This window comes from Streptosporangium sp. NPDC000563 (assembly GCF_040299985.1).
In the GTDB taxonomy this organism is placed as follows: domain Bacteria; phylum Actinomycetota; class Actinomycetes; order Streptosporangiales; family Streptosporangiaceae; genus Streptosporangium.
In genome coordinates this window covers 365,994-379,079 of the sequence record NZ_JBEPDA010000001.1, presented here as the reverse complement: position 1 = coordinate 379,079, position 13,086 = coordinate 365,994, and the positions used below count along the sequence as shown (strand labels likewise).

The 13,086-nt window shown below is 69.9% G+C and carries 10 protein-coding genes; 7 read left to right on the top strand and 3 right to left on the bottom strand.

What is annotated here, in order from left to right; genetic code table 11:
* Positions 1-417: 417 nt before the first annotated feature.
* Positions 418-1,410: an endo-1,4-beta-xylanase XynA gene (gene xynA / locus ABT352_RS01730; RefSeq protein WP_350941698.1), complete on the top strand. Its 993-nt coding sequence runs from the start codon at positions 418-420 to the stop codon at positions 1,408-1,410.
* A 187-nt stretch (positions 1,411-1,597) separates the two neighbouring features.
* Here the strand turns inward: xynA and ABT352_RS01725 are convergent, their stop codons facing one another.
* Together ABT352_RS01725 and ABT352_RS01720 are read right to left on the bottom strand one after the other, a co-directional pair.
* Positions 1,598-4,450, bottom strand: coding sequence for a carbohydrate-binding protein (locus ABT352_RS01725; protein ID WP_350941696.1), 2,853 nt, complete (start codon positions 4,448-4,450; stop codon positions 1,598-1,600).
* Positions 4,451-5,314: 864 nt separating this feature from the next.
* On the bottom strand, positions 5,315-5,587 hold the full coding sequence (locus ABT352_RS01720; RefSeq protein WP_350941695.1) for a hypothetical protein: 273 nt from the start codon (positions 5,585-5,587) through the stop codon (positions 5,315-5,317).
* Between the two features lie 107 nt (positions 5,588-5,694).
* Between ABT352_RS01720 and ABT352_RS01715 the strand changes: the two genes are divergently transcribed.
* Both ABT352_RS01715 and ABT352_RS01710 read left to right on the top strand, forming a co-directional pair.
* Entirely contained in the window at positions 5,695-7,353 is a 1,659-nt protein-coding gene (locus tag ABT352_RS01715) for an MFS transporter (protein WP_350941693.1), read from the top strand.
* A gap of 192 nt (positions 7,354-7,545) precedes the next feature.
* Positions 7,546-7,743: a tautomerase family protein gene (locus tag ABT352_RS01710; RefSeq protein ID WP_350941691.1), complete on the top strand. Its 198-nt coding sequence runs from the start codon at positions 7,546-7,548 to the stop codon at positions 7,741-7,743.
* Between the two features lie 62 nt (positions 7,744-7,805).
* Here the strand turns inward: ABT352_RS01710 and ABT352_RS01705 are convergent, their stop codons facing one another.
* Positions 7,806-8,570, bottom strand: a complete 765-nt coding sequence (locus ABT352_RS01705; RefSeq protein WP_350941690.1) for an SDR family NAD(P)-dependent oxidoreductase — start codon at positions 8,568-8,570, stop codon at positions 7,806-7,808.
* A 154-nt stretch (positions 8,571-8,724) separates the two neighbouring features.
* On the opposite strand from ABT352_RS01705, the gene ABT352_RS01700 reads away from it, so the two are divergent.
* The 4 genes from ABT352_RS01700 to ABT352_RS01685 all read left to right on the top strand — a co-directional run bounded on the left by ABT352_RS01700 (position 8,725) and on the right by ABT352_RS01685 (position 13,066).
* Positions 8,725-9,498, top strand: coding sequence for an enoyl-CoA hydratase/isomerase family protein (locus tag ABT352_RS01700; protein WP_350941689.1), 774 nt, complete (start codon positions 8,725-8,727; stop codon positions 9,496-9,498).
* 105 nt (positions 9,499-9,603) lie between these two features.
* Positions 9,604-11,034, top strand: a complete 1,431-nt coding sequence (locus tag ABT352_RS01695) for an aldehyde dehydrogenase (RefSeq protein ID WP_350941688.1) — start codon at positions 9,604-9,606, stop codon at positions 11,032-11,034.
* A gap of 50 nt (positions 11,035-11,084) precedes the next feature.
* A complete protein-coding gene (locus ABT352_RS01690; protein ID WP_350941687.1) occupies positions 11,085-11,501 on the top strand; it encodes a RidA family protein in 417 nt (138 codons plus the stop codon).
* Positions 11,498-13,066, top strand: coding sequence for an amidohydrolase (locus tag ABT352_RS01685; RefSeq protein WP_350941685.1), 1,569 nt, complete (start codon positions 11,498-11,500; stop codon positions 13,064-13,066). The genes ABT352_RS01690 and ABT352_RS01685 overlap by 4 nt, the downstream gene beginning before the upstream one ends.
* Positions 13,067-13,086 lie beyond the last annotated feature (20 nt).

The window sequence follows — 13,086 nt, the reverse complement described above, 5'->3', positions numbered from 1 at the left end:
GTTACGAAACCTGTCAAGGAAGCATCGAAACGTTTCGGAATCGCCGTCTTGTATTTGATCATCAGGGAGAAGCTTTCATGGAGCAATCCGGCCTCGCTTGATGACGCAATCTCTGCTACCAGGCAAAACGTTCTATCGGCAAAGCTCTAGCAAGATCAGATTTCCGATATGTTTCTGAAACTTATTGACAGTTCGGCGGAGGCGAACCCACACTCTCACCATCGACAGCCCGAAACGCTGCCGATCCGGGTCACTCGCCGCGCGGCCTGGTCCTCCGGCCGTCGACCGTACGACGGCCGGCCAGCCCTGCCGCGTTGTACGACCCCAACGCGTGGTGGACGTCCCCTCGGCCACCGCGAGCTCCGCCGGGTCGTATCACGCTGCCTGCCCCAGCCCTCACGAGGAGGAAGCACGCACATGAACGATGCCCCCCGCAAGAGGCGCGGACGCGGTCGCGTCAGGCTGCTCGTCGGCCGTGCCTGCGCCGTGGCCCTGGCCATCGCCGTGGCGGTACTGCCCGGCCCGGCCCACGCGGCCGTCACCACCAACCAGACCGGCGACAACGGCGGCTACTTCTATTCGTTCTGGACCGACAGCCAGGGCACGGTCTCCATGGAACTGGGGTCCGGCGGAAACTACAGCACCTCGTGGAGGAACACCGGGAACTTCGTCGCCGGCAAGGGCTGGCGCACCGGCTCGCGCAGGGCCGTGAACTACTCGGGCAGCTTCAACCCGTCGGGCAACGCCTACCTCACCCTCTACGGATGGACGAGAAACCCGCTCGTGGAGTACTACATCGTCGACAACTGGGGCACCTACCGGCCCACCGGCACGTACAAGGGCACCGTCACCAGCGACGGCGGCACGTACGACATCTACCAGACGACGCGGTACAACGCCCCCTCCATCGAGGGCAACAAGACGTTCAACCAGTACTGGAGCGTCCGGCAGTCGAAGAAGACCGGCGGGACCATAACCTCCGGCAACCACTTCGACGCGTGGGCCCGTAACGGCATGAACCTGGGCAGCCACGACTACATGATCCTCGCCACCGAGGGATACCAGAGCAGCGGAAACTCCAACATCACGATCGGCGGCTCCTCCGGCGGCGACAACGGCGGTGGCAACAACGGCGGCGGCAACGGTGGCTGCACCGCGTCGCTCTCCGCGGGCGAGCAGTGGAGTGACCGCTACAACCTCAACGTCTCGGTCAGCGGTTCGAACAACTGGACCGTGACGATGAACGTCCCGTCCCCCGCGAAGATCCTCTCCACCTGGAACATCAGCGCCAACTACCCCAGCGCCCAGGTGCTGACCGCGAGGCCCAACGGCAACGGCAACAACTGGGGTGTGACGATCCAGCGCAACGGTAACTCGACCTGGCCGACGGTCTCCTGCAGCGCGGGCTGACCTCGTGACGACGGCCGCGTAGCGCCGTACCTGATTTTCCGACCGGATGTGCGCTCACCCGGCTCAGGCGGGTCCGGTCGGAAAACGGTGGCCCCGTTTCCCCTGGGGGGGTGAGGCGGGGCCACCGCCATGTCCGGACCCTCGTCTCCGGCGGGGCGGAGCCGGGTGACCGGCCCCGCCCCGTTGATCAGCTTCCGTAGACCTCGAAGGTGAACAGGGAGTACCCGTACACCGTGGCCCGGGTGGTGCCGTGGATCCGCACGTACCTGGCGGAGGCGCTCAGGCCGGTGTGGTCGTCCTCACCGCCGTTGCCGCCGGTCACCGATCGGGCATTGGCCCAGGTCGTTCCGTTCGTCGAGGTCTGGATCTGGTACGCGGAACCGTAGGCCGCCTCCCACACCAGACGCACCCTGTTGATCGTGTACGTGGCGCCCAGGTCGACCTGGATCCACTGCGGGTCGGAGAACGCGCTGGACCACCGGGTCGTCGCCGACGCGTCCACCGCGGCGGAGGCGGGGTAGGTGGCCGACTCCACGCTGGAGGCCGTCGCCGGCTTGTTCAGCGCGAGGTTCGTCGACGTGGTGCCACCGTTGAAGGTGAAGGAGTCGAGGTCGAACAGCGACCCCGTCCCCCCGGTGAAGACCAGGAACAGGTTCGTCGTCCCCGAGGGCGGCGTCACCGTGCCGGTGACGTTGACCCAGTTCTCCCAGCCGCCGGTCGGTGCGACCGTGGCCGTGCCGATCACCGTCCCGGTCGCGGAACCGGCCCGCAGGGTGAGCGTGCCACCGGCACCCGCCGACGCGACCCGGGCGGTGAACGACGTGACCCCGGTCAGGTTGTACGGCGTGAACGAGATCCAGTCCCCGCTCTCGACGTGCCCGACCGCGTTGCCGCCGTTCGCCGACGGCTTGGCCACGATCTGCACACCCTGCTGGGCGCTGTAGTGCTCGGCCTGGCGGGTCCGCGGCTGCAGGACGGCCTGCGGCGCGTGGACGGCCGTGGTCGAGCCGGCCGGGGTGTACTCCGCGTCGAAGACGCCGAAGATGTTCGCGTTGGCGTCGTGCTCACCGTCCACGGGAGTCTGGATGGTGCCCGAGCAGCCGGTCGCGCTGGTCATCTGGTGGCCGTGACTGTCGTGGCCGAGAATGTAGTTGATCTTCACTCGGGAGCAGTCGACGGTCGGGGAGTTCGGATCGGTGACGCTGATCTGGAACGGGATCGCGTCGCCGAAGTTGAACACCCGCCCGTTGAGCGGCAGGTTGAGGGTGACCGTCGGCTGCCCGACGCTGATGACGGTGCTCGCCGTGGCGCTGCGGCCGGTGTTGTCGCTCACCGTCAACGTCGCGGTGTACGTGCCGTTGGCCGTGTAGGTGAACGACGGGTTGGCCGCGGTCGAGTCGGTGCTGCCGTTCGTCGTGAAGTCCCACGCGTAGGTGATCGGGTCGCCGTCCGGATCCGTCGTCCCGGCCGAGCTGAACTGCACGGTGAGCGGCGCGTTGCCGGCCTTCGGGGTGGCGTTGATCACCGGGATGGGCGCCTGTCCGGTGCCTGAGTTGTACTCGATCCTGTACACGGCCGAGTTCGCGTCGCCGCCGAACCAGCCGGTGCCGTAGTCGAGCACGTACAGCGCGCCGTCCGGCCCGAACTCCATGTCCATCACCTGGGTGCCGGTCCAGGCGGGGAAGGGCTCGATCGCGCCCACCCCGCCGCCGGAGGCGAGGGTGACCGTCTTGATCCACCGCCGGCCGAACTCGCCGATGAACACCTTGCCGTTCATCGACGCCGGGAACTTCACGTCGGAGGCGAGCCCGGCGTCGTAGTTGTAGACCGGGGCGTTCATCGGCGACCAGCTTCCGCAGCACAGCTCCGACCGGTCCTGGCCGACCCCGTACGGCAGCCAGGCCGCGCGCGAGGCCGGGAGCTGGGTGATGCCGGTGTTGTTGCGCGAGGTGTTCACCGGCCCGCCGGCGCAGTTGAACGCGGAGCCCGAAGGACCCGACGGGAACGTGAAGTCGATGTACGGCACGTTGAACTGCGAGCAGTACGGCCAGCCGTAGAAGCCGGGCTGGGTGATGCGCTCGAACGAGACCGACGCCGCCGGGCCGCGGGTGGCGCTCGCGGTGCCCGCGTCCGGCCCGTAGTCGCCCAGGTAGACGATGCCGGTGGCCTTGTCCACGTTCATCCGGAACGGATTGCGGAACCCCATCGCGTAGATCTCCGGCCGGGTGTTCGCGGTGCCGGGCGCGAACATGTTGCCCGAGGGGATCGTGTAGCCGCCGGCCGCGCTCGGCTTGATCCGCAGCACCTTGCCCCGCAGGTCGTTGCTGTTGGCGGAGGTGCGCTGCGCGTCGTAGGCGGGGTTGCGGTCGGTCCGCTCGTCGATCGGTGTGTAACCGCCGGAGTCGAACGGGTTCGTGTCGTCACCCGTGGACAGGTAGAGGTTTCCTGCCGCGTCGAAGTCGATGTCGCCGCCGACGTGACAGCACATGCCCCTGCTGGTGGGGACGTCGAGGACGGTGACCGCGGAGGCCGCGTTGAGGGTGTGGTCGGCGTTCACCGTGTACCTGGCGAGCCGGTTCACCCCGTTGAACGGCGCGAACTGCGCCGCCGTCCCTGAGGCCGGCGCGTCACCGGCCGGGGTGGACAGCGGCGGCGCGTAGTAGACGTACACCCACCGGTTCGACGCGAAGTTCGGGTCGGCCTTGATGCTCTGCAGGCCCTCCTCGTCGTGCGTGTACACCGGGATGGTGAGCGCCACCTTGGTGTTGCCCAGCACGTCGGTGTAGCGGATCGTGCCGTCGCGCGAGGTGTGCAGCACGCCCCGGTTGGGCAGGACGGTGAGTCCCATCGGCTCCCCGGTCTCCGCCGCACCCTTGGCGAGCGTCACCTGGGTGTAGCCGGGCGCCGCGAGCGCCACCGCGTTCGACGCGGTGTTCTTGGTGATGTTCGGTGCGGTGTTCGGTGCGGCCTGCGCCGGTGGGGGAGCCAGGCTGAGGGCCGTCGCCAGTACGGCGACGCAAGAGACGAGTTTTCTTAGCATGATCGGCGGTGCTCGCTTCCTGTGGTACGAGTCCATGCGGGCGTGCGCCGATCACGCCGACGACGTTGGAGAGGTGGGGAATCCCTCGGCGACGTCGCTCGGACAAACTGTGACTGCTATTGGTAAAACAGTCAATAAGCTCCTGTCAGGAAATGTGAGGCACGTCACTTTCGAGCACTGTGTGATCGGGGTGCGCCGTTCGGTGAGCATGGGCGAGCGCGTCGGAGAGCATCACGAAGATGGCCGTCGCCGGTGACCACGGCGCGAGGAAAGGGGAGGTGGAACCGGGTCGGCAGGGGGAGGAAACGAGGGGGGCGGGACGACAGGAGGGGAAACGGGAAGGTGGGACCGGGTCGGCAGGAGCGGTCGGCGTCCGCCCCCGCCGACCCGGCTATCCCCCCTGTGACGGCGGCACGGCACCCTCGGGTGCCGCGTCGGCCGTCAGCGGGTCATGGTGGGAGAGAGCGGTGGCAGCATGACGACCTCCAGGCCGTTCGAGGGGGGTGAGTGGGCGAGGGGGCCGGCTCCCGATCACTCCGATTTCGGCCCGACGGCCGCGCGCCCGCGCGGCGGTTCGACCCGCCCGCCGACCTCGGCCTCGGGTGGTGCCCCTCGCCGGGCGGGGGGCGAAGATCGAGATGCTGCGTTCTCAATCGCCGCACCTCCCGAACTTTCGCCAACTTCGCGGCTCATTCTGGTGTGAGCTTAAAATGTTACGTACCGACTGTCCAGATGTTACGGCCGAACTCGTAGAACTTTTGTTGTTTTCCGACGGAAGTTCAGCGCCATCAATGGAAACTCCGCCCGCGCAAACACAGAAAATCGCAGGCGCAGGAACAACCGCCGAGTAGTGACTACAAGTCCTCATCCTCTGCGAGGGGTCGCAACGTGACGCATGATGTTGCGCATCTCGGTGCTGCTGGATCTGATCGGCGCGTGCCCTCGGCAGTCGACGGCGTCGGCGCGTATCCGCGCCGGCGCGGGGCTGCCGGCGCGCGTAGACCGTGACTGGCGGTCGGCGCGGGCGTTCTGACTGCGGTAGGGCCGCCTCATCGGCTCGATCACGTCCTCGTCGGGGTCGCGGAGGCAGCGGTAGCGGATCTTGGCGGGTACGACTTTCAGCTGGTATTCCCACACACCGGAAATCTGGTGGTCGATTCCGTCGTCGCTGGTCCTACGGTCACTCCAACCCGCCGTCATGCCCCCGAGGCGGAGGGAAACATCCCAGCTGGAGGAAACCGTCGATGAACAAACAGGAATTCAAGGTCGTCGGCGCGTCGGCCGTCGGCACGGCGTTCGAGTGGTATGACTTCTTCCTATACGGCGCACTCATCCCCGTGATCGGCAGCAAGTTCTTCAGCGACTACGGATCGTCGGCGCAGACCGTGTTCGCGCTGCTGACCTTCGCCGCAGGGTTCGTCGTCCGCCCGATCGGCGCGCTGGTGTTCGCACGGATCACCGACCTGGTCGGCCGCAAGATCGTGTTCTTGATGACGTTGGTGCTGATGGGCGTCTCGACGGTCGCCGTCGGGCTGCTGCCCACCGCGGACGAGATCGGCATCCTGGCCCCGATCCTGCTGGTGACCTGCCGCATCCTGCAGGGACTCGCGGTCAGTGGCGAGTTCGGTGCCGCGGTCACCTACGTCTCCGAGTACGCCCCCGCGCGGCAGCGCGGTTTCTTCGTCGGCTGGCTGACCGGTACTACGGCGCTCGCCTTCAGCATGTCGCTGGGTGTGCAACTGCTGGTGCAGGCCATCGTGGGCGTGGAGGCCTTCGAGGCGTGGGGCTGGCGGGTGCCGTTCCTCATCTCCGTCGTGCCGCTCGCGCTTTCCGTGTGGATCCGTACCAAGCTGCACGAGAGCCCGCTGTTCCTGAAGATGAAGGAGGAGGGCACCCAGACCAAGGCGCCGCTGCGCGAGGCGTTCGGCTCGCGGGCGCGGGTGCGCATGGTGGCGATCGTGTTCGTGATGGCCGCGACGCAGTCGTTCATCGGCTACCTGTCCACCGTGTACATGGTGACCACGATGAAGACCTACCTCAAGGCCGACTCGTTCACGATCAACGCGATCTTCATGGTGGTCATGCTGATCGGGTTCTTCCTGTGCGTCCTCGCCTGTTGGGTGTCCGACAAGGTCGGGCGGCGACCCGTGCTGTTCGCCGGGCTCGGGCTGGCCGCGCTGCTCACGTTCCCGATCACCGGTGCCATCGTCTCGACCACGAACCCGGATCTCGCCCGGGCGCAGGAGAACGTGTCGGTCACCATCCAGGCCGACCCGGCCGAGTGTTCCTTCCAGTTCAACCCCGCAGGCACCGCCACCTTCACCTCCGACTGCGACCGGGCGCGGAACGTGCTCCAGAGCAACTCGGTCATCTTCGAGCGGCAGGACACCACCGGCCCCACCAAGGTCCTCGTGAACGACACCGAGGTCTCCGGCGGGCCACAGCTGAAGGACGACCTGTCGGCGGCGCTCAAGGCGGCCGGATACCCGGCCGACGGATCGGGCGGCACGCTCAAAATCGACGGCGTTGGGGACTTCTTCAGCGGGCCCGTCCTCACCGTCGCGCTGCTGCTCCTCGCACTGGTCGCGTTCGCGCAGATGGCCCAGGGGCCGGCCGCGACGGCGATGGCGGAGGTGTTCCCGACCAGGGTGCGCGCCACCGCCCTCTCGATCCCCTACCAGCTCGGCGTCGGGGTGTTCGGCGGGCTGCTGCCGGCGACGATGGTCGCGATCGGGGCCGAGGTGGGCAGCATCACCACCGCCCTGTGGTATCCGGTCGGCGCGATGGCGCTGGGCCTGCTGATCCTGCTGTTCACCCTGCCGGAGACCAAGGGCGTGGACCTCGCCGAGGTGCGACTGGCCGGTGACACGGCCGAGGAACCCGTCGCACGTAAGAAGGGCTGACCGTCCCGTCCGGACCGGAGTCGCACATAAGGAGGGCTGACCGTCCCGCCCCAACCAGAGTCGCACGTAAGCGGTGGCTGACCATCTCATTCCGACCGGAGTCGCACGTAAGGGCGGCTGACCGTTCCGTCCCGACCAAAGCCGCACGCGAGAAGGACTGACCGTCCCGCCCCGACCAGAAAGGAAGACATCATGCCGATCGTCGACATCTCACTGCTGACCGGCCGTACCGAGCCCGAACTGCGCGAGATGATCTCGGCCGTCCACGACGCGGTCGTGCGCAGTCTCGGGGTCCCGTCCGAGTCGGTGCGGGTCTTGGTACGCGAGCTGCCGCCGACCCACTGGGCCGTGGACGGCGAGACGATCGCGGAGCGCAGGGCGCGCTCGTAGAGAACCGGAACGGGCCGGGGCCGACATCGGCCCCGGCCCGTTCCGCGTCGTCGCTGTCGCCGTCAGTCGCGGAAGTGCGTGCTGGTCCAGCCGCCGTCCACCGGGACGGTGAGGCCGGTGACGAACGCCGCCTCGTCGGACGCGAGGAACGCGACGACCCGTGCGACGTCGATCGGCTGCCCGACCCTGGGCAGCGGGCGCGACCGGGTCACCAGGTCGTCGAAGACGCCCGCGGCGATCTTCGCGCGGGTGGCCGGGGTCTCGATCAGGCCCGGCGCCACCGCGTTGACCCGGATGTCGCGCCGGCCGTACTCGGCGGCCATCTGGCGGGTGAGGCTGGAGACCGCGCCCTTGGCCGCCGAGTACGGCGCGGATCCGGCGACCCCGGTCAGCGCGAACGCCGAGGACGTGTTGACGATCGCTCCGCCCCCGGCACCGAACGCGATCACCGCGCGGCGGCTGAGCGCGAACGTCGTGCCGAGGTTGGCCCGCAGGAAGAACTCGAAGTCCTCGTCCGTGGTGTCGGCCGCCGAGCGGTCCCCGGCCTTGCCCGCGATGTTGGCGAGCACGTTCGGCGCGCCGACGGCCTCGGCGCAGTAGTCGAAGACCCGCTCCGCCGCGCCCGCCGCGGCGAGGTCGATGGCCAGCACGGCCACCTCGCCGCCCGCCGCCGTCACCTCGTCCCGCAGGTCCAGCAGGCCCTTCTCCTCGCGGTCCACGGCGAGCACCGCCGCGCCACGGGCGGCGAACAGCGCGGCGGTCGCGCGTCCGATACCCGACGCCGCCCCGGTGACGATCGCCGTCTTGCCGCGCAACTGCTCGTTCACGAATTTCCTCCAGAACCTCGATGTGCACCCGGTGTGCACGGAGCGTCATGCGCTCCGATCATGCGTGGTGGCACGGTGCCCGGCCACCTGCGGAGTTCCGCTCAATGAGAACCGGTCCTGGTCACCGGGCCCCTCGTCCGGTCAGCTCTGAGCCATGGACGTACGTGGACTGCGGGTGACCTTCCCCGCCGAGGGAGTCGCGCTGCTGGAGCTAGACCGGCCGCATCGCCGGAACGCGCTGGACCGTACGCTGCTCGACGGGCTGCCCGAGGTGCTGCGCGAGCTGGACGGCGACGCCGCCGTCCGGGTCCTGGTGGTGACCGGGCGCGGCGGCGCGTTCTGCGCGGGCGGCGACCTGGACGTGATCGGCGATCTGGGGAACGAGTCGTCGCAGGACGCGCGGGAGCGCATGACCCGCGAGTTCCGGATAGCCGAACTGCTGCTGGAGTTCCACGCGCCGACCGTCGCCGCCGTGGACGGCGCGGCCGTCGGTGCGGGGGTGGCGCTCGCCCTCGCATGTGACCTGCGGATCGGCTCGCCGGGCGCGGTGTTCGCCAGCCCGTTCATCAAGATGGCGCTGGTCCCCGACTTCGGCGTGTCGTGGCTGCTGGCGCGGGCGGTCGGCGCGGCGCGGGCGACGGAGCTGGCACTGTCCGGGCGGAAGGTCGCGGCGGAGGAGGCCGTGCGGATCGGCCTGCTCGACGTCGTCGTGGCCGACCCGCTCGCGCAGGCGCTCGATCGCGCCGGGCAGCTCGCGGCGGCGCCTCCCGAGGCGGCGAGGGCGACTAAGCGCCTGATCGCCGCGGCGGTCGACGGCGGGTTCGCGGAGGCGGTCGACCGGGAGATCACCGAGCAGATCAGGGCGGTGCGCTCGCCCGAGTTCGGGCGGCGGTGGGCGGAGTGGTCGCGCGCGGTGCGTGGCCGCTGACCGTGTTTCCCACGGAAGCTTCCCACCGAGTGGAAAGCGCCCGTTGAGCGTGCGCCGGTCGCACGCCGAGAGTTTACGACACAGCGAGAAAGAGGAGGACCGGCAGTGGAATCGTTCGGGCACGTCATCGCGGGTGAGGAGGTCGCCTCGGCCGACGGGACGACGTTCGAGTCCGTGGACCCGTGGACTCGGGAGTCGTGGGCCACGGTGGCTCTCGGCTCGGCCGGCGACGCCGAGCGCGCCGTACGCGCCGCGCGCTCGGCCTTCGACGAGGGCCCGTGGCCGCGGATGAGCTTCGCCGAGCGCGGCGCGATCATGCACCGCCTCGCCGACCTGGTGGAGAAGCACGTCGACGAGCTGGCGGCGGCCGACACCGCGGACATGGGCAAGCCGATCACCCAGACCGCGGGCCACGACGTCCCCCGCGCGGCGCGGAACTTCCGGTTCTTCGCCGACCACGCCCAGATCACCCCCGCCGAGACGTTCCCGATGCCGACCGGGCACCACGCCTACACCCAGTACGATCCCGCGGGCGTGGTGGCCGCCATCGCGCCGTGGAACTTCCCGCTCATGATGGCGAGCTGGAAGGTCGCGCCCGCGCTGGCGTGGGGGAACACGGTCGTGCTCAAGCCCGCCGAGCAGTCGCCCGCCTCAGCCACCATCCTGGCCCGGCTGGCGATCGAGGCCGGTCTGCCGCCCGGGGTGCTCAACGTCGTCCACGGGTTCGGGCCGAATTCGGTGGGCCAGGCGCTGACCGAGTCGCCGCTGGTCGACCGGATCACCTTCACCGGCGAGTCCGCCACCGGCCGGCTGATCTCCAGGGCAGCGGCGGCCAACCTGACCCCGGTGAGCCTGGAGCTGGGCGGCAAGGGCGCCAACATCGTCTTCGCCGACGCGGACCTCGACCAGGCGGTCGACTGGTCCATCCGGGCGATCTTCAGTAACAGCGGGCAGGTCTGCCTGGCCGGCAGCCGGCTGTACGTGCAGCGCGAGGTGTACGACGAGTTCCTGGCCAGGTTCACCGCCGCCGCCGACGCGCTCGTGCTCGGCGACCCGAAGGACGAGGCGACGCAGATCGGCCCGCTGTCCTCCCAGGAGCACTTCACGAAGGTGGCCGGCTACCTCGACATCGCGACGGAGGCCGGCGCGCGGCTGCACACGGGCGGTCTGGGCGAGGGGTGGGCCGTGCGGCCGACCGTGGTGGTCGGCGCGGGGCAGCGCGACCGGGTCACCCAGGAGGAGATCTTCGGGCCCGTCGTGGTCGTGCTCCCGTTCGACGACGAGGCGGAGGCGGTGACGGCGGCCAACGACACGCCGTACGGCCTGAACGCCATGCTGTTCACCCAGGACCTCTCCCGCGCCCACCGCGTCGCACGCGCGCTGCGGGTCGGCACCGTCTGGGCGAACTGCTTCTTCGTCAGAGACCTCCGCGCGCCCTTCGGCGGCGCGAAGAACTCCGGCGTCGGACGCGAGGGCGGCACGTACAGCCGGGAGTTCTTCACCGAACCCAAGGCCGTCATCATGGAGATCTCGTGACGGGGGCCGCCTCACCGCGACCCGCGCGTCCGACTCGCAAGGAGCAGACAATGACCGACATCCGAGCCGTCAGCACCCGCAACGCACCCACCGTGGGCTTCTCCACGGGTACGGCCGCACCGCTCTCCCAGGCGATCGTGCACGGTGACACCATCTACTGTTCGGGCACCGGGCCGCTTGACCCGGAGACCCGCACCATCGTCTCCGACGACTTCGCCGAGCAGGTCAGGCAGACGCTCACCAACCTGGTCGCGGTCGTCGAGGCGGCGGGCGGTGGCCGGGAGTCCATCCTCAAGTGCACCTGCTTCGTGCGGGACGTGGCGAACTTCCCGGTGTTCAACGCCGTCTACCGCGAGTTCTTCGAGGGCGCCCCGCACTTCCCCGCGCGGACCACGGTCATCGCGACCCCGCACCGCACCGGCGTGCAGGTCGAGGTCGAGTGCGTCGCCGCCGTGATCCGGCGATGACCGACCTGGTCCTGCTCGGCGGCCGGGTGCACACGCTGGACGCGCGCGGCACGGTCGCCGAGGCGGTCGCGGTGACCGGTGGCCGGGTGTCCGCGGTCGGCTCGGACGCCGATGTCGAACACCTGGCCGGCCCGTCCACCAGGGTGGTACGGCTCGCGGGCCGGACCGTGATCCCCGGGCTGATCGACTCGCACTGCCACTTCGAGAACGCGGGCATGGACGGGTACACCGTGTCGTTCGCGGGCGTCCGCACGCTGGACGCCGCGCTGGACCGGATCGCCACCCTCGCCGCCACCCGCGAGCCCGGCGCATGGGTGCTGGGACAGCCGTGGAACCCGGCGCTCCAGCTCGCCGAGGGCCGGGGGCCCGACCGGCGCGAGCTGGATCGCGCGGCGGGCGGACGCCCGGTCTATCTGCCGGAGGGCCACGCCGCGACGGCTGGCACCGCCGCGCTGGAACGGGCCGGCATCGCCCCGGAGGGGCACGACGGCCGGTTGGTCGAGGGTGCCATGCACGCCGTCGCCCGGGTGGTGCCGGCCTGGTCCCGCGAGGAGCGGGCTGCCCAGCTCACCGCCGCGATGCGAGCGCTCAACCGGTGCGGCGTCACCTCGGTCGTGGCGGGCGCGCTACCGCCGGAAGACGTCGAGGCGGTGCGCGGGCTGGCCGTGGACGGACGCTCAACGCTCCGCGTGGCCGCGATGGTCACGCCGACCGGCGAGCTCAACCCGTCGGTCGAGATCGCGGACTGGGAGGCGGCGCTGGCCCTTGGCCCGCCCGCGCCCATTGGCAGGCACTACCTCACCCGGGGTATAAAGCTGCAGGTGGACGGTGGTATGACGCTCGGTACGGCGGCTACACGCGAGCCGTACCGCACCCGTCCCGGTTATCACGGCGAGCTGATCGCCGACCGGGACCGGCTCGCCGAGCTGGTCGGCGCGGCGCACCGCGCGGGCTGGCCGGTCGGCACGCACGTGGTGGGCGACGCCGCGATCGACGTCGCGCTCGACGTCTACGCGGCCACCCGGCATCCGGGCCTCCTCCCGGACGTGCTCATCCACGCCAGCCTGATCCAGCCCGACCAGATCGCCCGCGCCCGCGCGCTGGGCGTCCAGGTGGCCGCGCAGATCCCGTTCCTGTGGCGCAACCGGGCGGCCATCGCCGGTCACCTCGGAGACGCCCGCACCGAGGCCGCCGTGCCGCTGCGCGACCTCGTGGACGGCCTCGGGCTCGACGGTGTCGCGGCCGGCACCGACTATCCGATCAACACCCTCGACCCGTTCCAGAACATCTACGCGATGACGACCAGGCACGACGCGGCCGGCGACGTCGTGGGGGGCGCACAGGCGGTCACCCGGGCGGAGGCCCTGCGCCTCTACACCACGTCCGGCGCCGCGCACACCGGGGAGCAGGAGGTGAAGGGCCGGCTCACCGCGGGCGCGCTCGCCGACCTGGCCGTGCTCGGCGCCGACCCGCTCACCGCGCCCGACGACCGACTCCGCGCGACCGAGGTCCTGATGACCGTCGTTGGCGGCCAGATCGTGTACGACACCGGCCTGCTCGGCTGAGCAGAACCTCAGGAGGTAAC

Coding starts and splice junctions, on each gene's coding strand:
- ABT352_RS01690 (WP_350941687.1), top strand. CDS start 11,085: ATGACCGACATCCGAGCCGTCAGCACCCGCAACGCACCCACCGTGGGC.
- ABT352_RS01700 (WP_350941689.1), top strand. CDS start 8,725: ATGGACGTACGTGGACTGCGGGTGACCTTCCCCGCCGAGGGAGTCGCG.
- ABT352_RS01710 (WP_350941691.1), top strand. CDS start 7,546: ATGCCGATCGTCGACATCTCACTGCTGACCGGCCGTACCGAGCCCGAA.
- ABT352_RS01715 (WP_350941693.1), top strand. CDS start 5,695: ATGAACAAACAGGAATTCAAGGTCGTCGGCGCGTCGGCCGTCGGCACG.
- ABT352_RS01685 (WP_350941685.1), top strand. CDS start 11,498: ATGACCGACCTGGTCCTGCTCGGCGGCCGGGTGCACACGCTGGACGCG.
- xynA (WP_350941698.1), top strand. CDS start 418: ATGAACGATGCCCCCCGCAAGAGGCGCGGACGCGGTCGCGTCAGGCTG.
- ABT352_RS01725 (WP_350941696.1), bottom strand. CDS start 4,450: ATGCTAAGAAAACTCGTCTCTTGCGTCGCCGTACTGGCGACGGCCCTC.